This window comes from Streptomyces sp. CG4, assembly GCF_041080655.1.
Taxonomy (GTDB): Bacteria; Actinomycetota; Actinomycetes; order Streptomycetales; family Streptomycetaceae; genus Streptomyces.
In genome coordinates this window covers 237721-257680 of the sequence record NZ_CP163525.1, presented here as the reverse complement: position 1 = coordinate 257680, position 19960 = coordinate 237721, and the positions used below count along the sequence as shown (strand labels likewise).

General features: G+C 69.8%; 19 protein-coding genes and 6 pseudogenes. 11 read left to right on the top strand and 14 right to left on the bottom strand.

Annotated features, from left to right (window positions below; translation table 11 throughout):
* Positions 1–444: 444 nt before the first annotated feature.
* From AB5L52_RS01340 to AB5L52_RS01330, 3 genes are all read right to left on the bottom strand, one after another.
* The gene (locus tag AB5L52_RS01340) at positions 445–1203 is read right to left on the bottom strand and encodes a DsbA family protein (RefSeq protein ID WP_369362313.1); all 759 of its coding nucleotides are present in this window, start codon (positions 1201–1203) and stop codon (positions 445–447) included.
* Positions 1204–1366: 163 nt separating this feature from the next.
* On the bottom strand, positions 1367–2017 hold the full coding sequence (locus AB5L52_RS01335; RefSeq protein WP_369362312.1) for a zinc-binding dehydrogenase: 651 nt from the start codon (positions 2015–2017) through the stop codon (positions 1367–1369).
* Positions 1918–2226, bottom strand: coding sequence for an alcohol dehydrogenase catalytic domain-containing protein (locus AB5L52_RS01330; protein ID WP_369362311.1), 309 nt, complete (start codon positions 2224–2226; stop codon positions 1918–1920). Before AB5L52_RS01330 ends, AB5L52_RS01335 begins: the two co-directional genes overlap by 100 nt.
* Between AB5L52_RS01330 and AB5L52_RS01325 the strand changes: the two genes are divergently transcribed.
* From AB5L52_RS01325 to AB5L52_RS01315, 3 genes and pseudogenes are all read left to right on the top strand, one after another.
* Positions 2107–2733 carry a hypothetical protein gene (locus AB5L52_RS01325; RefSeq protein WP_369362310.1) on the top strand — a complete coding sequence of 209 codons (627 nt, stop codon included), beginning with the start codon at positions 2107–2109 and terminating at the stop codon, positions 2731–2733. The two genes, AB5L52_RS01330 and AB5L52_RS01325, sit on opposite strands and share 120 nt — an antisense overlap.
* Entirely contained in the window at positions 2730–2924 is a 195-nt protein-coding gene (locus tag AB5L52_RS01320) for a ferredoxin (RefSeq protein ID WP_351028755.1), read from the top strand. The genes AB5L52_RS01325 and AB5L52_RS01320 overlap by 4 nt, the downstream gene beginning before the upstream one ends.
* A 2-nt stretch (positions 2925–2926) precedes the next feature.
* Positions 2927–3838 (top strand): annotated as a pseudogene (locus AB5L52_RS01315) (FAD-dependent oxidoreductase).
* Between the two features lie 141 nt (positions 3839–3979).
* Here the strand turns inward: AB5L52_RS01315 and AB5L52_RS01310 are convergent.
* The 4 genes and pseudogenes from AB5L52_RS01310 to AB5L52_RS01295 all read right to left on the bottom strand — a co-directional run.
* Positions 3980–4222, bottom strand: a pseudogene (locus AB5L52_RS01310) (dehydrogenase); the annotation flags it as partial.
* Positions 4217–4414 (bottom strand): annotated as a pseudogene (locus tag AB5L52_RS01305) (hypothetical protein); the annotation flags it as partial. The pseudogenes AB5L52_RS01305 and AB5L52_RS01310, both read right to left, overlap by 6 nt.
* Before the next feature lie 150 nt (positions 4415–4564).
* Entirely contained in the window at positions 4565–5644 is a 1080-nt protein-coding gene (locus AB5L52_RS01300; RefSeq protein WP_369362309.1) for a maleylacetate reductase, read from the bottom strand.
* On the bottom strand, positions 5641–6525 hold the full coding sequence (locus AB5L52_RS01295; RefSeq protein WP_369362307.1) for a dioxygenase: 885 nt from the start codon (positions 6523–6525) through the stop codon (positions 5641–5643). Before AB5L52_RS01295 ends, AB5L52_RS01300 begins: the two co-directional genes overlap by 4 nt.
* A gap of 396 nt (positions 6526–6921) precedes the next feature.
* Here AB5L52_RS01295 and AB5L52_RS01290 point away from each other — a divergent pair, with 396 nt between their 5' ends.
* The 3 genes and pseudogenes from AB5L52_RS01290 to AB5L52_RS01280 form a co-directional block, all read left to right on the top strand.
* Entirely contained in the window at positions 6922–8538 is a 1617-nt protein-coding gene (locus AB5L52_RS01290) for a serine/threonine-protein kinase (RefSeq protein ID WP_369362305.1), read from the top strand.
* Between the two features lie 200 nt (positions 8539–8738).
* The gene (locus AB5L52_RS01285) at positions 8739–9002 is read left to right on the top strand and encodes a hypothetical protein (protein ID WP_351571427.1); all 264 of its coding nucleotides are present in this window, start codon (positions 8739–8741) and stop codon (positions 9000–9002) included.
* Positions 9003–9243: 241 nt separating this feature from the next.
* A pseudogene (locus AB5L52_RS01280) lies at positions 9244–9339 on the top strand (flavin reductase family protein); the annotation flags it as partial.
* A gap of 212 nt (positions 9340–9551) precedes the next feature.
* On the opposite strand, the gene AB5L52_RS01275 reads toward AB5L52_RS01280, so the two are convergent.
* The 7 genes and pseudogenes from AB5L52_RS01275 to AB5L52_RS01245 all read right to left on the bottom strand — a co-directional run.
* Entirely contained in the window at positions 9552–10151 is a 600-nt protein-coding gene (locus AB5L52_RS01275; protein ID WP_369362303.1) for a hypothetical protein, read from the bottom strand.
* 36 nt (positions 10152–10187) lie between these two features.
* On the bottom strand, positions 10188–11369 hold the full coding sequence (locus AB5L52_RS01270) for an ArnT family glycosyltransferase (RefSeq protein ID WP_369362302.1): 1182 nt from the start codon (positions 11367–11369) through the stop codon (positions 10188–10190).
* 319 nt (positions 11370–11688) lie between these two features.
* The gene (locus AB5L52_RS01265) at positions 11689–12684 is read right to left on the bottom strand and encodes an alpha/beta hydrolase family protein (RefSeq protein ID WP_369362301.1); all 996 of its coding nucleotides are present in this window, start codon (positions 12682–12684) and stop codon (positions 11689–11691) included.
* Positions 12685–13023, bottom strand: coding sequence for a hypothetical protein (locus AB5L52_RS01260; RefSeq protein WP_369362300.1), 339 nt, complete (start codon positions 13021–13023; stop codon positions 12685–12687).
* Between the two features lie 17 nt (positions 13024–13040).
* Positions 13041–13442, bottom strand: coding sequence for an alpha/beta hydrolase family protein (locus AB5L52_RS01255; RefSeq protein ID WP_369368780.1), 402 nt, complete (start codon positions 13440–13442; stop codon positions 13041–13043).
* A gap of 815 nt (positions 13443–14257) precedes the next feature.
* Positions 14258–14990 (bottom strand): annotated as a pseudogene (locus AB5L52_RS01250) (transposase); the annotation flags it as partial.
* Between the two features lie 321 nt (positions 14991–15311).
* A pseudogene (locus AB5L52_RS01245) lies at positions 15312–15431 on the bottom strand (formylglycine-generating enzyme family protein); the annotation flags it as partial.
* Positions 15432–15565: 134 nt separating this feature from the next.
* Here AB5L52_RS01245 and AB5L52_RS01240 point away from each other — a divergent pair.
* From AB5L52_RS01240 to AB5L52_RS01220, 5 genes are all read left to right on the top strand, one after another.
* A complete protein-coding gene (locus AB5L52_RS01240; protein WP_369368779.1) occupies positions 15566–16381 on the top strand; it encodes a phosphotransferase in 816 nt (271 codons plus the stop codon).
* Positions 16382–16620: 239 nt separating this feature from the next.
* Positions 16621–16764 carry a hypothetical protein gene (locus tag AB5L52_RS01235; protein ID WP_369362299.1) on the top strand — a complete coding sequence of 48 codons (144 nt, stop codon included), beginning with the start codon at positions 16621–16623 and terminating at the stop codon, positions 16762–16764.
* A gap of 43 nt (positions 16765–16807) precedes the next feature.
* The gene (locus tag AB5L52_RS01230; protein WP_369362298.1) at positions 16808–17485 is read left to right on the top strand and encodes a transposase; all 678 of its coding nucleotides are present in this window, start codon (positions 16808–16810) and stop codon (positions 17483–17485) included.
* Positions 17486–17928: 443 nt separating this feature from the next.
* Positions 17929–18453 carry a hypothetical protein gene (locus AB5L52_RS01225; RefSeq protein WP_351028532.1) on the top strand — a complete coding sequence of 175 codons (525 nt, stop codon included), beginning with the start codon at positions 17929–17931 and terminating at the stop codon, positions 18451–18453.
* A 115-nt stretch (positions 18454–18568) separates the two neighbouring features.
* A complete protein-coding gene (locus tag AB5L52_RS01220) occupies positions 18569–19909 on the top strand; it encodes a cytochrome P450 (RefSeq protein ID WP_369362297.1) in 1341 nt (446 codons plus the stop codon).
* The last annotated feature ends 51 nt before the right edge of the window (positions 19910–19960 follow it).

The following is a 19960-nucleotide window of genomic DNA, read 5'->3' as shown; positions in this document are numbered from 1 at the left end:
CACACAGCGACTGCAGCTCTACGCCATCGGCTGTCACCTGTCTCCATCGGCGCGTGAACGGCAGTGTGCCGGGCCCGGGTACGGCCGACACACCGAAGTCCGGTCGGCCACGGCGAGACGGGTGGCCTATCGGCTGGAGCAGCTTCGACCTCGGGTTCTGGCGGCTCGGGGCAAGGACACGCAGGCAGCGGCGGTGCCGGGTGACGGTGACGGTGCGCTCGGCTGCCTCGCAGAGGTTGTGCCACAGCTGCCACCGATCCAAGGTAGGACGGGGATGGCGGCGCAGGACGTGCTGGCGGTACTCCGTCCTGGGGGAGCACGGTGGCACTCCGAGGATGTGTCGAAGGGCCACCTGGGCGTTCGGGCAGTCCGCGGTTCCTCGCCCGCCGATCGCCTGTCGGTTACTGACGTTCCAGGCGTGATGTCGTCAGGGGCAGCCGATCATCACGTCGCCGCACCGATCACCCTTGCCAGGTACTTGTTGAAGAGATCTGTCTTGTAGAGGAGCCCGCTGTACTCGACGGGGATCCGGTAACCGTTGACTTCGGCGGTCGGCGTGCCCGGCCCGGCGTGCCCGTTGTAATGCCCAGCGGCATCGAACACCTTCTCGGAGGAATCCACGAAATCCCGGTACTTCATGGACTTCACCGCGGTGTCGAAGGACGGGCTTCGTAGACCCTTCACCTTGCTCGCCAATAGCAGCAGGCGCGCGTCGGTGAACCCGTCGACCTCCTCGGAAGGCTGGTTCTGGTAGAGGACGGCGTGGTACTCGGCGAACTTCCCCTTCTCCACCGCCGCGCGCAGCGCGTTGACCGCCTTCTTCGACCCGTTTCCTCCCAGCCGTCCGTCCAGGAACGACGCCATCGTGTACTCGACCTTGACCTTGCGCCGCAGGATCCACTTGGTCAGGACCGGGCCGCCGCCCGAGGTCTCGAATTGCTTGCAGTACGGGCAGCGCGGGTCTTCGTAGAGGTGCACGGTAATCCGCGCCTGGGGATCGCCCACCAAGACGCTCGTGCCGTCCGGTTCCACCTGCTCGGGCACGTCAGCCGGCCTGGCGTAATCGGCCTTGCCCGAGGCTTGTTGTCCGCCGTTGGTGGCCGCGACCGGGTGCCGAGGTCCGCAGCTCACCACGGCCGCCCCGAGCACGACTGTCGACACGGCTACCGTCAGCCGTCTACCCCCACGCTTCAGCTGCATCATGTCCCCCTGCGTGTCATGGAAGGGGAGAGTAAGGCATTCGCTCCAGGACTAGGGCGGTGGGGGTTCTTCCGTGGTGCTCAGCTGCTGCCACAGGTTCCCTACCTGTTCCGGAGGAACCCTTCGCCGCCCAGAGGCTGTTTGCGGCGACATCACGCCTGGAATCTCAGGAGCCGCTGGTCGTCCGCAGCTGTTCACTGCTCATCGAAGGTGACGACGACCTTCTCCGCCGCCCCCAGCGTGTGTGAGCTCGAAGGCGCGGTCGGCCTCCGCGAACGGCACGCGGTGGCTGATGAGCTTCGCGAACCGCTCGTGGTGTTCGACGAGTTCGGGGGGGGGGGACCTCGAATGTCTCAGTGGGATGACCCTGGGAGGCGACGAGGGGCAGTTCGCTGCGCAGCATGCCGCCGAGGCCGATTTCGGCGCCCTTCTTCTGTACGGCCTTCTGCACGGCGACAATGACCGGCTTGGCGTGCCACTTGGCGTTGGCCACGACGGTGTTGAAGACGGCCGCGGCGCCGGCGGCGTCGATGTAGATGTCGGTGCCAGGGCGGGGCCGGCCGAGGGCGTTGGCGGCCTGGCCGTGCAGTTCGGTCAGGCGGGCGGTGACGTCCTCCTCGGCGGAGTGGATGACGGCGTCCGCCCCGATGGCCAGCGCCTTCTGTAGCCGGGAGGGGATGACGTCGGCAACTACGACGTGCTCGACGCCGCGTAGTTTCAGCCAGATCGCGGCGCCCAGGCCGATGGGCCCGGTGCCGAAGACGACGACCTTGTCGCCGGGCCCGGCTGCGGAACAGTTGATGCAGTGGCGAGCCACAGCGATGGGTTCGTTGAGGGCGGCCACGTCGAAGGGCACATGGTCGGGGAAGACCGCGCCCCTCTTTCTCGGTTCAGCGTTGCTGGCTCATGGCCGAGGGCGACGGACATCATGTCGCCGCCCATGTGGGCGTGGGTCGGCATGCCGCCCATGTGCAGGAACGCGGCATCGGTGCCGCAGATGCCGCAGGCGCGGACCCGTACGAGCACGTCCTTGGGGCCGGGTACAGGGCGCTCGACGTCCACCACCTCGACCTGGTTCACGTCGACGGTCCGCACGGATTTCATCTGGCCACGCTGGGAAGGCCCTCGTGGTGCGCGCGCTTCGCCGCCCAGGTGCTGACCGACCGGGTGCTGTGGGTGATCACCGAGGACGAGGCCCTCACCAGGGAGCCCCTGCGGGACACCCTGTACGGGCTGGGTCGCTGTCTTCCCGCACTGCCCGCGTACGTCCGTGCCGAGCGCGGGCAGATGTTACGCAATCTGATCACGCACACCCATGCGCAGCAGGAGTTGGCCCTTGCCGCGGGGAGCGCTCCGCAGCCTTCGTGGGAGCAGACGGCCCTCGCCCTGACCGACGCGATCTGCGGCCTGCTCCTCGCACCCGTCACCGCCCGACCTCGACCCGGGGCCGCCCAACCCCGTCCCGGGAGCGCCCAACCTCGCCCCGGGACCTCTCAGCTCCGACCCGAAGACCCGAAGGAGATGCCGCGATGAAGATCACCGTAGACGAGGCCAAGTGCTGCGGCGCGGGCCAGTGCGTCCTGATCGCACCGGACGTGTTCGACCAGCGGGACGACGACGGCATCGTCATCCTGCTCGACGCCGAGCCGCCCGCGGACCAGCATGCCGCGGTACGCGAGGCGACGAGCGTCTGCCCGGCCGCCGCGATCGTACTGGCAGAGTAGGCATGGGCATACCCTCCAGTGTCCTGGTGGTCGGCGCCTCGGCCGCCGGGCTCGGCACGGCCGAAGGGATCCGGAGCGAACCAGGCTGCGCACCGACCTCCAACTGGCTTCTCTGGAGGCGGAGTTCATCCTCGGGGACGCGGCGGTTTCGCTGGAGATCGCCACACGCACCGTCCGCACCGCCTCCGGGCTCGCCCTCAGTGCCGACGCCGTCGTCGTGGCCACGGGGGTACGGCCCCGGGCACTTCCAGGCCAGGTCGGGCTGGCGGGTGTCCATGTGCTGCGCACGTGGGACGACGCGGTGGCGCTGCGGGCGGACCTGCGGGTGGGAGCCCGCGTGGTGGTGGTCGGCGACGGTGTGCTCGGCGCCGAGATCGCCGCCACCGCGCGGACCATGGGCGTGGACGTCACCCTCGTCGACCCCGGACTCATACCGATGGCCGCCCAACTCGGACCCGTGTCGCGCAGTTGCTCGCCGACCCGCACACCGAGCACGGGGTACGACTGCGGCCCGGCGCGGCCGTGGACGGGCTGACGACGACTCACCGACACGCAGTCCACGGTGTGCGGTTGGCCGATGGCGACATGCTCCCCGCCGATGTGGTCGTGGTGGCGATCGGCGCCGTTCCGGTGACCGAGTGGCTGGCCGGCAGTGGCCTGGTGCTCGACAACGGGGTGGTGTGCGACTCCACCAGCCGCGCCGCGGAAGGCGTATACGCCGTCGGCGACGTGGCCCGCCGGCGCCACGACACACCGAGATGTCCGTCGTGGAGGGCGAGGAGAACGGCCGCCGCTTCGTCGCCCTCTACCGCCGGGGCGGCCGGGTCACCGGAGTCCTTGCCTGGAACATGCCCAAGCAAACCTGCCTGCGCACCGCCAGGCTCTCGTCGGCACGGCCGAACCGCACGCACTGAAGCGGTGACGGCTGCGCGAGGACTGCCGTGAGCAGGGGGCGGGCCGGGTCCGTGCCCATGGCGGCCAAGGCGTGCGTCAGGCGGCATGCCCGCCGGTCCCGACGCGCGCACTCGGTCAAGGCCCCCGGGCTGGAGATGTGTTCAGTCGACGGCGCGGACGCAGACGGGTTTGAGGTGCTTCTCGGGCAAGGCATCGGGAAGTTGCTCCCAGTCGAGGACGTGGGAGACGACGCGGGCGGGGTCGACGAGGCCGGAGCGTGCCAGTTCGAGGGCATCGGGGATATGACCCCGTACGTTGTCCCGGGCGATGCGCAGCGTGACACCGGTGAGATACATGTCGAGCAGCGGCAGCTCGCCGGGACGGAAGTGGTTGCCCGCCGACTCGCGGCCGGGCGGCAGCGCCGCGAGGAAGAGGCCGTACGGGTCGGTGGTGCCGCGGGCCACCATGCGGTGCGTGTCCAGCGCGGTGACCGTCACGCCCGCGTCCGCCATGGGCGAGCCCATCGGGTCGACGACCACGCCGCCCACGACGCCCGCGCCGGGCGGGAAGGGGAGCGAAAGGGCCGTGATGTCCACCCTTCTTCACGATCGGGGCAGCCGTGCGAACAGCGGTCGAGGGCATGCCGAGACGGCCGCGCCCGCATGCGATCACCCCTCCGTTCGATCCTGTGGCAGGCCGCTCTGGCACGGATGTCTCCATACGAGACGGTCGCTCCTGGCCGGAGGTCAGGATGAGACGGTCGGCTCCCGACCCTCGTACGCCGCCCGGAGGACCCCGAGGACACCGTCCGCCGTGACCGGGCGTGGATTGGCGTACGGCTCTCCTGTCACCTGCTCCGCCGCCACCATCAAGTCACCTTCCTTCAGGCCGAGTTCGGCGAGCGAATGCGATGCTCCCAGGTCGACCGACAGGTCCCGCAGGGCGCGCGGGGCGTCCTCCGTGTCCAGTGCCCGGCACAGGGCGGCCAGCGCCTGCGGCACCGCGGGCGCGTTGTAGGCGAGGGCGTGCGGAAGCACCACGGTGTGTGTCTCCGCGTGCGGCAGTCCGAACGTGCCGCCGAGCACATGGCACAGCTTGTGGTGCAGTCCCATGGTGGTCGCGCCCAGGCACGCTCCGCACAGCCATGCCCCGTACAGGGCCCGGCCGCGCGCGTCGAGGTCGTCGGGCTCGGCGGCCAGCCGCGGCAGCGCCCCCGCCATCGCGCGGACGCCCTCCTCGGCCATGAGCGAGACCAGCGGCGAGGCGTCCGGGGCGTACAGCGCCTCGACCGCGTGCGCCAGCGCGTTGACGCCACTGGCCACGGAGAACGGCACCGGGAGGGTGAGGGTGAGTTCGGGGTCGTAGACGACGCTGCGGGGCTGGACCACCGGGTCGCGTCCGGTGCGCTTGACCCCGTGTTCCGTCAGGCCCCAGATCGGGGTCATCTCCGAACCCGCGTACGTGGACGGTACGGCGATCAGCGGCAGGCCCGTGCGCAGCGCGATCGCCTTGCCGAGGCCGATCGCGGAGCCGCCGCCGACCGCGACACACCCGTCGGCCCCGGCCGCCCGCGCCGCCGCGACGGCCCGGTCGGCGACCTCGACGGGAACGTGCATCCGGGCCTCGGCGTGCAGCCCCACACAGGTGTCGCCGAGCGCGTCCGCCACCGTTTGGGCGATGGCTTCGCCCCGGCTGCCGCAGACCACCAACAGCCGCCGCAGACCGAGGCGTTGAGCTTCGTCCGGGAGCGCGGTCACGGATGCGCCGGGCCGGAAGACGACCCGTACGGGCCGGGTCTCGTACACGAAATCGGCGGTGAACGTCATGACGTGTGCTCCAGGACGAGGTCGAAGCGGGCATGCCGGAAGGGGTTCCGGATGCCGAACTCACGGGCCAGCGCGGGGTCGTCGGTCTCCGTGAACTCCTTCACCAGGCTCTGCTTCACCGCGAACACGGCGTCGGAGTCCAGATAGTCGCTGCCGGCCACGAAGATGTGGGTGGTGACGGGGGTGTGGCCGTCCGCCGTGGCGATGAAGTGAATGTGCGCGGGGCGATAGGGGTGCCGGCCGGTGGCACGCAGCAGTACGCCGACCGGGCCGTCGGTCGGGATCGGGTACGGGGCCGGGACACAGGTGCGGAACCAGAAGCGGCCTTCCGCGTCGGCGGCGAACAGTCCGCGGCCGTTGCCCGGGGGCTGGAGGTCCGGCTGCTGTACGTCGTAGTAGCCCTCGGCGTCCGCCTGCCAGACGTCCAGGACCGCGCCCGGTAGCGGCGTACCGTCCTGCGCCAGCACCCGGCCGCTGACCACGCACGGCTCGCCACCGCCGACCAGGTCGATGGTGTCGCCGAGCCGGCGGGCGGGGGACTCGGTCAGGTGGAAGGGGCCGAGGACGGTCGACTCGGTGGTGCCAGGGCCGCGGTCGCCGTTCAGGGTCTCCACGAGCATGGACAGGCCGAGGACGTCCGACAGCAGGATGAACTCCTGCCGGGTGTCCGTGCAGGTCTGTCCGGTCGCCGTCAGGAATCCAATCGCCTTCTCCCACTCCTCCTGGGTGAGCCGGGTCTCGCGTACGAAGTCGTGCAGATGGCGGATCAGTCCGCCGAGCAGTTCGCGCAGCCGGGGGTCGGCCGTCGCGCGCAGACTGGCGACGGCCTCCTCGGTGACTGCCTCTCCCGTGCCGGTGATCCCGGCGGTATCGGTGGTCATGCCCGCTCCTCGTCGTCTACGGCGTCCCGCGCCCTGCTGCCCACGGCGGCCCGCTTCCTCCATGGTCCCGCGCGCACTCGCGTCCGAGGATCCGCCGCACCGAGTCCGTCAGCAGATCGGTGGCGTCCGGAGCCGCCGCCGCGTGCCGGAAGGCGACGAAGCCGTCGGGTCGCCCGCACCAGCAGACCCTTGATCGGTTCTGGCGGTCGACACCCCGAAGTGACATGACTCACAAAGGTCAATCCGGTCCGGCAATCGCGGCCCCGCAGGGGCGAGTCGGGCCTGCACCCGACGGCAACGCACTCGGCGGGCTGCTCAGCGTGTGAAACACAGCGGTTATGGTGACGAGGCGACTCAATCGCTGCGAACGTGGACAGAGGTGGTGGAGGGGGCAAGGTGACGGAGGAGCCACGGCTCATCGCCGGTCGGTACCGGCTCATCGAGCAGATCGGCCGCGGGGGCATGGGCACGGTGTGGCGGGCCACGGACGAGATGCTCGGCCGCCAGGTCGCGCTCAAGCGGCTGCATGTACAGCCGCATCTGTCCGCCGACGAAGTCACCACGCTCTACGAGCGGACCCGGCGCGAGGCGCGCAGTGCCGCCCGTATCACCCACCCCAACGTGATCGTCGTGCACGACGTCGTCGACGACGCCGGGCGGCCCTGCATCGTCATGGAGTACGTCCCCGGCAGCACGCTCGGTGATCTCCTCAAGGGTGGCGGAACCCTCTTGCCCGCGGAGGCCGCCCGCATCGGCCTCGGCATGATCGCCGCGCTGCGGGCCGCACACTCCGCCGGAGTGCTGCACCGCGACGTCAAACCCGGCAATGTGCTGCTCGGCGCCGAGCACCGTGTGGTGCTCACCGACTTCGGCATCGCCATGACCGCCGGAGCGTCGACGCTGACCCAGACCGGCGAGATGATCGGGTCCATCGACTACATGGCTCCCGAACGCGTTCGCGGGCAGCAGCCCGGACCGGCGTGCGACCTGTGGGCGCTGGGCGCCACGCTCTACCAGGCCACGGAGGGCCGGACCCCGTTCCGCAAGGACACGGCGATGGAGACCGCGTACGCCATTGCCGTGGACCCGCTGGAGCCCCCGGCACAGGCCGGACCGCTGGCGCCCCTCATCGAGGCTCTGCTGTCCAAGAACCCTGACGAGCGACCGTCCTCGGAGCTGACGCAACGCGCTCTGGAGGCGGTACGAGCCGCCGAGACGACAGCCGTGGCACCGACGGCGCATCCGAAGCAGGCCGACGACCGGCGCGGAGCCGTGCCGGTGTCCGATCACGACGTCGTACCGATGTCCGATCACCATGTCGTACCGGCGTCCGATCACGGTGCCCACGGTGCGCCCACGCACAAGCCGGAACCCCCTACGGCCCCCCGGCCCGTCGGCCGCAACCGCAGGAAGCGGCGGCGGAAGCGCACCGCCGCCGTCGCGGTGACGGCGGCCATCGCTGTGGCCGCAGGCGCAGCGATCTACGCGGTGTGGCAGCACGGCCTGGACGCACCCGGCCCCGACCGGGTCCACCAAGCCGCGACGCCGTTCCCCGCGTCCCCTTCCCTGCCCAAGGGCTACCGTCTGGTCCATGACGCGCGGCTCGGCGTCTCCTTCCCCGTGCCGGACGACTGGAAGGTCAGCAAGCAGGCGGCCGACGAAGTCGTCTACGCGGACCCGACCGGACTGGCCGGCATCACGATCGGGACCGTCGCCCCCGCCGGACACAACCCCTCCGCCCACTTCGCCGACATCGAGGCCAACACCAAGGCCAACTACGCCACGTACCACCGACTGCGCATGCAGCAGACGGCGTTCCGTGGACAGCCCGCGGCCGTATGGGAGTTCACCTTCAAGGGACGCGCCCGCTCCTTCCGCGCGATCGACCTCGGCTACGGCCGGGAGGGTGCCCGGGAATACGACATCTACCTGTCGGCACCCGAGTCGCAGTGGGACACCTACCGCCCTGTCTTCGACCAGGTGACGCAAGGCTTCACGACGAACGCCTCCTGACCCTGCGCACGTCGAGTACGCCACGGGTGTGACGATGGACTGGTGCCCTTCAACCGGCTCTTGGCCCGCCCCGCCGCCTGGTAGGACATCAGGGTGATCTTCGTGGCTGGCACGGTGCGGGTACCTACTACGCTGCCGTGCCCGGCCGTCATGCTCCTCGCGGGAGCGGCTGACGCCGATCCCCGCACGAAAGGACGACCATGCCGCGAACCGCTAGAGCCATCGTCACCGCCGTCCTGGGCGGCCTGCTGCTGACCACCGGCATCGCCCAGGCAACTCCCGCTCACGAGCCCGAACCTGACCAGTGCACCACGCCGGTCTACATCGGCGACATCCAGCTCGTGGAGACACGTCCTCGGCCCGAAGAGGGGTGCAAGGCCCACGAGACCCCGGCGTACAGCCCCAAGGCCCAGCAGCGGCTGGCGGGGTGGCCGGTGTGGTTGCAGGGAGAGGACAAGAGCTAGCCCGGGGTCGGACGATGTCCGCCAGGCGCAGGCGGCGTTGAGGCCGTGAGACGGCCGGGTCGCTCAAGGGGCCCGGCCCGGGGTGGACGGGGCGGCCGCTGACGGCACCGTCCACCCCGAAGCACCGGCCCGGCCATGCGACGCGGCAGAGTCTCGCGCCGCTCACCGGCGCCGATCCGGTGCCGGAGAGCAAGCAGGGGGTGTAGTGGTACGAGCCCGACAAGTTCTGCGCCACCGGGCTGACCCCGGCCTTTGGAGCCCGCTCATCTACAACTTCCGTCATGACCAGGGGCTTGTTCCCGAGATCGGCCACTGTTTCCGTTCCGAGACGGCCAGGAGCACGGCGCGCGTCGGGCAATCGGCCGAGGGCCGTCGTGCTCGTCGCGCCCGTCACGACCCAGCGCGGGCAGCGCCGGACGCCGCGACGAGGCCGCTCTCGTGTGTTGCCGACTGGCCGAATCGCCGGTGCATGAAGAACGGCTCAGGTCCGAGACGGTGGTGGTGGCAGCCGGTGCCGTCCGGTATCCCCAGGCTTGAGCCGCTGCCGCCTCAGCGCTGTCGGCCGCAGTCGTAGAGGGTGAAGCCACCCCTGGTGTGCCACCCGTACGCTCCGGAGCGGACGCGCGTGCAGTGGGACTTCACCCACGTGCCGGCGGGGGTCGAGGGCCGGCGGGGAGTGAGCAGCGCGTAGCGGAGTTGGTGGGTGGTGACGAGGGTGCTGAGCTGCTGGGCGGTGGGGAAGGGGGTGTTGCCGGTGAAGCCGCCCATGACGAGCATGGGCTGGGACTCGGCGCGCAGAAGGCGCTCCGCGGGGTAGGCGGCCTGGGTGGCCAGCAGGTACTTCTCGCCGTGGCGGTTCGCGATGAAGTAGTCGAGCAGGGAGGTGTCGCGGGCGCTGGGCTGGTCGAGTTCCACCCGGCGGAGAGCGGACCGGTGGTGGACGGCGTGGTGATAGACATTGCCGACCGGACCGGCCGTAGGCGAGGTGGAGGCTCCCGCGTAGAGCGGATTGAGGCAGGAGAGGGCCCGGCCGACCGGTATGAGCAGGCTGGCCACGACTCCGGCGGCCAGCGAGCCCAGGACCAACCGGTGGGTGGCGCGCGGCCCGTGGATCCACAGGCCCAGCGCGCCGCCGACCGCGAGGATCACGGCGAGCGGCAGCAGCCAGGAGACGAACCCGGACTGTCAGTCGAGCACCAGCGCCCAGACCACCGTCTGCACGATGGCCGACGGCAGTGCTACGCGCCGCCGGCTGCCGGCCTCGTACTCGGACCGGAAGAGTGCGAGCCCGCCGCCGGTGAGCGCGGCGAGCGCCGGGGCGATGACGGCGGTGTAGTAGGCGTGGTTGCCGTTGGAGACGCTGAACACCACGCCGTGTACGGTCAGCCAGCCACCCCAGAGGAGAAATCCGGCACGCAGCAGGTCGGTTCGCGGTGCTCGGGCGTGCCAGACGAGGCCCAGCACGGCGGCGAGCACGGCGAGCGGCAGGAACCAGGCGATCTGCGGGCCGACGGTGTGGTTGACCAGCATGCCCCAGCCGGTGTTTCCGCTGGTCCGGCTGGCGGTGGTGCCCGCAACGGCACCGAAGGAGGTGGGATCGCCGCTGAAGCGGCTCATGCCGTTGTAGCCGAAGACGAGACTGAACGGATTGTTGTTGGAGGTGCCGTCGAGGTACGGGCGGTCCGCGGCGGGCGTCAGCCAGGCGAGCAGCACCCACGAGCACGAGACGGCCAGCGCGACCACGCCGCCCGTCAGGAGGCGCAGCGCTCGTTTCAACGGGGTGCCGGGCGCGGCGAGTTGGTACATGCCGGCGAACACCGGGAGCACCAGCCACGCCTGCAGCATCTTCGTCTGGAAGGCGAGCCCGACCCAGATCCCGCAGGTGATCAGCGGCAGCAGCCGCTCGGTCCGTACCGCCTTCTGCAGGGCGCCGGCAGCTGCCACCAGCAGCAGAGTGAGTGTGGTGTCCGGGATGGTGGCGCGGTTGAGCACCACAGCGTCCGGCGTGAAGGTGAGCGCCAGCGCGGCGATGAGTGCGGCGAACGGCCCGGCCCAGGCCCGTACGATCCGGTGGAGCAACCATACGGTGAGCACGCCCTCGACGACCTGCGGCAGCGAGGCCGCCCACGTGTACGGGCCGAAGAGCCAGACGTTGACGGCATCGGGCCAGAAGGCGCCGGGCAGCTTGTCGATGGTGATGGAACCGCTGGGGTCGAGACCGCCGAAGAGGAAGGCGCGCCGGCTGGTGGCCATCGACCGTATCGCCGCGCTGTAGTAGGGGTGGATCGCGGCGTGCCCGATGCCCCAGCCGTACAGCAATGTGGCGACGACCAGTACCGCGGCGAGCGCCGGGCGCTCCCAACGCAACGGAGCTTCCGGATGGCCGCCAGCGATGCGAAGCCCGGCGGCGGCCGTGGGAGCCGGTGGGCCGGGCGGTGGGGATGGTGGCCATGGGGACGGTCCTCGGATCAGTGGCCAGACGGTGCGGCGGGGGTGCGGACGGCGGGCGGCCCGGAAGCCGCGGGCATGGTCGATGACGTCCAGCGGTACGCGGCCTGGCAGATGGTGCATGGTGGGGCCGTCGGCGGCAGAGCGGCCGGCGCACAGGAGGCGACGGCATCATTTCCTGGCCCGAAGGACAGGCCCCAGGTGCCGCACCTCCGGGGTTCGTCCTTCGGACGTCCGGTCAGCGGACGAAGGAGATCTCCGGGTAACTCTTGGCGGGGCCGTCCAGCAGGGTGCTGTGCTTGCGGCGCAGCTGCTGGTCGAAGAAGGCGGCGAGGTAGACGCGCTGGATCTTGATCGCCCGGTCGGGGTCGATCGTGCCGAACCGCTGCTGCAACTGGGCACGGGAGAGCCCGAGCAGGCCCGCCTCCTGCGGCACCATCACCTCGTTGTCGCTGAACGACTGGTGCTTCGAGCCGTGGAGCTGGATGTCGACCCGGTAACCCTTGAGATGGGGCCACAGCTTGCGCCACGACGAGTCGTTGTTCCGGTTGTGGGAGCCGGAACTGAACAACATGAACGGCCGGCTGAGGTCCTTGCTCGGCGCCGAGCCGAAGAACTGGCCGTCCAGGTTGGCGCCGGCGGCGATCCGGTGGTCGAGCTGCATGGCGGTGTCGGCCGCCGCGCCGCCAAGTGACCAGCCGAACATCCCGATCCGGGACGTGTCCACTGCCTTCGACAGCCCGGAGGGAAGTGTGGCGCGGTCGGCGTCCGGGTTGCCGCCCTTGGCGACGGTGCCGAGCTGGTTGATGACGAAGCGGATGTCGGCGGCGCGCACGTTGAGCGTGTCGGAGGAATGCGCGCCGGCCGGCATCTTGTTGACCTCGAGCCGGTTGCCGGGGAACTGCACCTCGTTGGCGTCGTGGGTGTGGTCGACGGAAACGACGAGGTAGCCACGGCTGGCGAGATCCTGGACGAGCGCGGTGCCCATCGCACGGTCGGAGTGCAGCCCGGTCGAGTACAGCAGAACGGGCAGCTTGCCGAGCTTCGTGTCGACCGGGGCGAGGAGGTGGCCGGCGGTCTGCGGGAGCGTGACCTGCCGCGGCGACAGGCCGCGGGAGTAGAGGAAGTGATCACCCGAGACCGACGGCATCCAGGCCGCCTGAGCGCGCCCCGACGTGGAGGAGGCCGGATACCAGTACGTCACCATCAGTTCACGTGCCGTGTTGCCGGACACCTACGGGTCTTTCCGGGACTTGTCGACGAGGTGCTGACTGAACGTGCCGACCTTGTAGGGGCCGCTCGGCGCGGGGAGTGTGAGCCGGAGAGCGGAACCGCGCCGGAGGTCGGGCGTGAGGGCCGGACGGACGGTCTTCTGCGGTGGCGTGCTGTCGTTCTCGGGCGCCCAGGGCGCGGCCTGGTCGGGTACGGACGCGGTGGCCTCGGGATGGTGGGGTGCCTGCTCAGCAGCTGTCGCCGGTGTAATTCCGGCACTTACCGCGACGGCCAACGCACCTGCGGTACCCACCGCTCTGGCTATGAGTCTGCGGCGGTGGTGCGGTCTGTGGTGTCGCATGGAACTTCCCTGGTTGGTCATAGGCCACTGGCCCGATGATGGTCTGCGGCACACCGTACCGCTGCCCGGGCCAACGGACGTCGGGACCAAGGGTCCGCGAAGTGCGGGCACCTGACGGGCACACCGAGCCGTTGCAGATCGCCGTGCAGGCTCAGCGCCTGACCCATCGGGTCGCGATGGCCCGTGCGGCCGTGCACGATCAGCATCGGCGTCGTCATCCTCTCCCCTTCGAAATGGGGCGAGTTGGCCTCGTACCGTTCGCGCTGCGTCCGCGGGGCGCCGAAGATCTTGCGGAAGAACGCGTGCATGTCCGTGTCGATCTGCAACGCCGCCTCCAGGCTCCATATCCCGGCGGCCGAGACGATCGCACTGTAGCGATCGGTGCGGGTAAGCGGGCCGGGGGCCGGTTGGCCGGACAGCCGGCGTAGGATCAGCTGGCGAGGGCCGTCCGCGTCGCGTCGAGGTCGGTCCGGGCGAGCGCCGCGTCCGTCGGCGCGATGACGTCACGGCAGGGCCGACCGCCGTACCGTCCTGGCCGCGCTCCTGCATCTGTTGCCCGTTGCCCGTAGCCGGTGGGCAGCCGGGTCCGGTAGCAGCACCGCGTAGCCGCCAGCCGCGAACGGCCGGCGGTTCCGCGACCAGGTCCAGGCGCTCCAGGGCATCTGCGGGTGCACCGTGAGGGACGACGATCAGGGGCGTCGGGCGCTCCGCTGATGCGCCCTCTGGCAGAGCGAGCCAGCCGCGCAGCGGGAAGCCGTCGTCCGCCCGGGCGTACACCTCGGTCAGGGTGTCGGGCAGCGATTCGAGGCCACCGGGGCCTTGAGGAAGACGGGCTGTTGATCGGGCGTGCGGCTATCCGACCGAACCATAGCGGGCGTAGGCACCGGAGGCGGTCAGACGGGGGATCGTGCCGTCCGCGTCGCGGCGGAAGAACGGGCAATGCCCCGGCTCGTCTCCGATGAACCACAGGGTGGCGTCCCCCGGGATCGGTGAGAGGACCGCCGCAAATCAGCGTCGAGCCGTCGGCCGTGAACGCCAAGCGGTAGTACGGATCGCCGGATCGCCGGGGCGCGAGACGCTGTGGCGCTGGTCGCTGGTGGCCGCCGGCGACCACCACGACATTCGTGTCCGGGCCACGGCCGGTCGAGGCCCGCGTGTGTGCCACCAGTGATCCGGCCGGCGAAAGTGCCTTGTATCCGCGCCCTCAAGACCCTGGCCGTCGGCGTTCACCGGAGCGGATCAACATGCCCTCGATGATGGAGAGTTCGCCTGTGTGGTCAATCCGCGCGGAACGGGTGGTCAGCCTCGGGTGGATGCGGTTCCAGGCCATCGCGTGGACGGTGCCGTACCGGTCGGCGCCCCTGGGGATGGAACAGGACGTACTCCTTGAACGAAGGCGTCGGCCGTCGCATGACGCGGTCGGAGCACATCCGTCCCAGCACCTCGATCGGGAGGCCGTCGAGGAGGTGGGCCATGCGTGGGGCCTCGTAGCCGGCGTCGAAGACGATCAGGATGTCGCGGTCGCCGAAGTGCCAGCGGCCCATCTCGATCAGGTCCGTGACCACACGACGGACCTGGGCGGCGGTGACCTCGGCGACGTCGTCGTCCGGCCCGGGACGCATGGCGTCCAGGAGCTGACACCAGGACCTCCGGCCCGACTCCAGGGCCGCGACGAACGAGTACGGCCAGCCGGGCACGAACTGGTCCGAGGAGCGTCCGCTGCGGCCGTAGACGTGGCAGAACAGGCGTTCCGCGCTGGTGGGGGCGTCGGGGCGGAGCCAGTTGCTGACGTCGACGGCGAGGACCCATCGGCCGTCGGCGGCTTGCGGCATCGGCAGGCCCGCCAGCACCTGCCGTAGTCGGGGCACGTCCATGCTCCGGCAGTTCAGCGCGTCGTACATCGCGCCGTGCTCCCGGAAGCGTGACGCTGTCGCGAACGCCTCCCTCGGAACATGATCAGGCAGCAAAGTCACCCTCACGGCCTTAGCTGTGGTCACGTGCGTCCTTGGTCGGAGCACATGATCAGACGAAGGCCGCTTCAGTGTCTGGCGAATCCCCAGGTGAGCGACCTAGTTCGAAGCGCATGTCGGGTCTGGCGGGGGCGGCTTCCAGCGGGCTCTGGCACAGATTTTGTAGAGCGGTCGCGGAGGGTTACTGTCCCGGTGCTGTCGATCGGGGCGTGTCTCAAGTGAACGGGTCCGATTCGCTCGAAGTCTCAGATGATCGAGTTCCCAGGCAGTTTGATCGGCCGACATTGCGTCCGAGGACGGGTCTGCTTGAACCGGTCGTCACACGAGGGAACGCGCGACGCGGAATCCGACGTCGTCGACCTGGAAGGTCGGGTGGCTGCGGCGCCGAGCGGAGGCCCGGCAACTCCAGTGCTCATCGAACCAGCCACCGCCAGAGAGCGGCCCAATGCGATCGAACACCGCGGTACCCCTTCGCGACCGCTCGACAAGATCTGTGCCAGAGCCCGCTGAAAGCCGCCATAGTCATCGGGACCGTCCCTGCACACGGCCGGCCCGACGGTAACGTGATCGACATGACGGCTCAGGGCAGGACGGCGGAGGGCGAAGCCCTGGTCGGCGGCATGATGAACTCGGGCGCGGTCTTCCGCCACGGTGCCCTGGTGGAACGCCCCGCGCCGCGCACCGCGCGCGCCCTCCATGCCCATCTCCTCGCGCTCGAAGAGCACGGGTACGACGCGGCTCCGAGGCCGATCCGTCTCACCGCAGACGGCCGCGAGCAGCTGACTTTCATCCCCGGCGACGTCGCTCTACCGCCGTTTCCGCGCTGGGTGATGACCGAGACCGCGTTGAGATCGGTGGGAAGCCTGTTGAGGCGCCTGCACGACGCCAGCGCGGCCATCGCGGTTGACGCATGCGCTGAGTGGCCCCGATCCCTGGCCGACCCGGCGGGAGGAACGATGCTGTGCCACAACGATGTGTGCCCGGAAAACGTCGTCTTCCGCGACGGCCGTGCCACAGCACTGATCGATTTCGACCTGGCGGCTCCCGGCCGAGCAGTGTGGGACATCGCCATGACCGCCCGCTACTGGGTACCCATGCTCGATCCCGCCTCCGTGGCAGCTTTCTATCCCACGGGGCTGGACGCCCCGGCGCGACTGCGGATCCTCGCCGACAGCTACGGCCTCTCCCTGCAGGACCGCGCTGAACTGCCCGGCGTCATCGAACAGGCCACCGCATCCTGCCGGGCCTTCGTCGCCGACCGAGTGGCCGACGGCGACCACGTCCACACCCAGGCGCTGTCCGAGCGCGGTGGTTGGCAGCGTTGGGACCGAATCCAGGGGTGGCTGGCGGCTCACCACGAGGTGTTCACAGCTGCCCTGTTGGACTGACGGACTCAGAGGCTAAAAGACAAGTTGAGCTTGTCATTTGAGGTCCGGCGTCGAACGTGACTCGAACTTGATCAGCGTTTTAGCAGCTCAGCGGACGTGAAGGCGGCCTTCGTCTGGTCCTGTGCTCCGTCACAGAGGCAGAGGAACCAGCAGAAAGCCGAAGTCGTGAGTTTGGGGCATCAGGGCGTCCTGCGGGATGCGCTCGTGGAAGTGTCATGCTTCCGGGCGGTGTTGTACGCGTGTGTGACCACGCGGGCTACGTGCTGTTCGAGTTGTGCGACGCGCTGCTGTGCGCGGACGGGCCGGTACGAACGCTCGTCGATCCGGCCCTCGCACCGGAACACCGTCGCGGGCAGGGGGCCCTCTACGGCGGCCTGAACTAGGGGGCGGATCGACGTTGCCCGGCTGCGTCGCGTACTGGCAGGGATGCCGTATCCGAGGGCGGCGGACGGTCGGATCGTGCCGGCCGCGGATGTCTCGCCGTGGCTGCGGCCGGACCCAACACCCGCCCTGACCGGTCCCTTTGCCACACCTTCGAACGGGGCGAGGGCAAGCACCAGATGGTCCCAGGTTGGCCGTACTCGATCGTTGCCGCTGGAGACGGGCCGAACGTCGTGGACGGCGGTGCTGGACGCGGTCCGCCTGGAGCCCAGCGCGGACGTCGCCGCAGTGACCACGGTGCAGCTCCGGGAGGTCGTCGAGCAACTCGTCGCCGCCAGCCAGTGGAAGCCGGGCAACCTGAAAGTCGTGGAGGTGCTGGACGCTGGATATGACGCGCCCCGCATCGCTCACATGCTGGGCGACCTGCTCGTCGAGGTCCTCGGCCGGCTCCGCTCCGACCGCGTCATGCGGCGGCCGACACCGCTACGGGTCTCCGACCCGAAGGGCGGCCAACCGCCCAAGCACGGTGGCGAGTTCGGTTTCGGCGACCCCGCCACCTGCTACCTGGGGCACCGAGCAGGCCGTCACGATCACCGACAGCCGCTGTACGGGAAGGCAACCGCGCAGGCCTGGGACCGGCTCCACCCGCGGCTGACCCGGCGCGCGGCCTGGATCGACCACGACGGACCGCTGCCATCATCGTGGGCACCGTCATCCGTCTGACCGTGGAGAAACTGCCCAGTGGCGGGGCGAACAAGCCGCTCTGGCTGTGGTGGTCGGACACCCCCGCCACTGAGGCCGACGTCGACCGCTGTTGGCCGTCCTTCCTCCGCAGATTCGACCTGGAGCACACGTTTCGCTTCTTCAAGCAGACACTTGGGTGGACCGACTCCCGGCTCGGCAGCTCGGAACCTGCGCATGAAGACCGGCTCCCCGGCCGTTGCATCAAATCCGTCCCGTCCCGGCCCTGGGCGACCGCTCGGTTCGAGGAGCAGCCGCCCAGCCACCAGGCACGAGGTGGGACACGTTCTCACAACCGGTGAGGACTTCAGTCGACCTGCCTACCACAAAAGGGCATCAAGCGACGGCGCACGGAGAAGCGGCAAACTTAACGGCCTGGGCCATGAGCAGCAGGCACGAGGCCGAAGAGTTCAGGGAGCGCGTCGGTGGATCTCAGTTCAGTGATCATTGCAGTGGCAGGTGTCGCAGGGACACTGGGCGGATCGATACTCACGCAGCGCGGCTCCGAACGCGCGAAGCGCCGGGAGATAGAACTCGTTCGCGGCCATGAGGAGATCCGCGAGAACCGTTCGCTCCGACGCACCTGCTATGTGGAGCTCAACCGAGATGCCCGCCAGTTCACCACGGCACTCAACCGTCACCTCCATGTCATGAGGGAACGCGGCGTGGAGGAGTCGGACATGGACGCACTCGAAGCAGCAAAGAACGCTCACCGTGACCGATACTCCGAAGCACAGATGATCGCCCCGGACGAAGTACTCAAGCAAGCGAGTGTCGTCAACCAAGCCCTGAACAAGGTCTACGGGCAGCTGAAACGCCTCGAACGAGGCGCCCCCGAGCCAGGCGAAACGATGGAGACCGCAGCCCAGGCCCAGTACGAGGTGTGGGACATCCTCCGGGCTATGAGAACTGCCATGCGTCACGACCTCGGTGTGACGCCTGAAGAATGAGGGCCGGCCCGGCTCGAACCAAAGGCAGGCTGTCACCGATCGCGCATGGTCCCGTACAGTCCGTGCCATCAGTGCCCCGCCAACCCTAGTCCAGTGGTTGACCAGGAGAGGAAACATGGACATCGAAGCCGGTCCCGGCTCCCTCGGGCATGTTCCCGGAACGACGCGGACGGTGCCCGAGGCCGAACCCGCACTCGTGGAGCGGTGGCGTGCGGGGGGTGGCGAGCTGGTCGAGCTGTTGTCCCAGGTGTGCGAACGGCTCGGTGGCATCGCCGCGTTCCGCCTCGGGCCGGCCCGCACCGTTCTCGTCACCGACCCGCAGGCGGTCCAACACGTACTCGCCCGGCACCCGGAGCGGTACGTCAAGCGCTCCCACCGCGCCCGCCTGCTGATCGGCGACGGCGTCCTCGCCGCCACCGGTACGGCCTGGAAGCGGCAACGCCGTCTGCTGCAATCCCAGTTCACCGGCACCGGGATGCGCCGCTACGAACAGCGCATCACCGAGGCCGCCCGGACCGCCGCCGGGCGCTGGACCGGATACGCCCGTACCGGCCAGACCTTCGACGTCGGTCTGGAGATGCGCCGCTTCGCCCTGGACGCCATCTGGCGCTCTCTCACCGGGCACCCCCTCGACGACGGGACCGAGCGTGAACTGGCCGCCGTGGGGGCCGTGACAGCCGCCCTTCCGACTCTGCCCGCCGATGCCGGCGACGCCCGGGACGCCGTTGCCGCCGATCTCGCCCGGATCGATGCAGTGGCCCGGCACGCCATCGAGGCCGCCCGCGGCGGGTCGGCCGGCCCCGACGGCCCAGGCCTGGTACACGTCCTGACCGAGGCCGCCACCGAGCGCCCCGAGTACACCGACCGGCTGATCCGCGACGAGCTGGTCACGCTGCTCCTGGCCGGACACGAGACCACCGCCAACACGCTGACCTGGCTGTACCTGCTCCTCGACCGACACCCGGCAGCCCGCGAGGCCGCTCTCGCCACGGGCGCCGAAGGCTCGCCGCAACGCCGCCAGGCCATCCAGGCCCTGGTCCAGGAGACGCTCCGCCTCTACCCGTCCGCCTGGATCCTGCCCCGCCACGCCACCGAGGACGACACCCTCGTCGGCTACGCCATTGAGGCGGGCACCGACATCCTGGTCTGCCCGTACCTCACCCACCGAGACCCCGAACTGTGGGCAGAACCCGAGCAGTTCGAACCCCGGCGCTTCACGGCCCCGGACGGCCGACCCGCCCACCCGGGCGCCTACTTCCCCTTCGGCCTCGGTCCCCGTGCCTGCCTCGGTCTGCAATTCGCGCTCCGCGAATCATCCGCCCTGCTGGCACACCTCCTGCCACTCCACACCCCTGCCTTCCGCTCCACCCCCACGAAGGTGGCGTACGGCATCACCGTCCGCCCCGACGGCCCCACGCCCGCGACCCTGGAACCACCACTCAGGTCGGTGCCATGATCAGAACACGTGGGCGTGCGGGCTTCCGGACGCGGCGGAATGAAGGAGCCT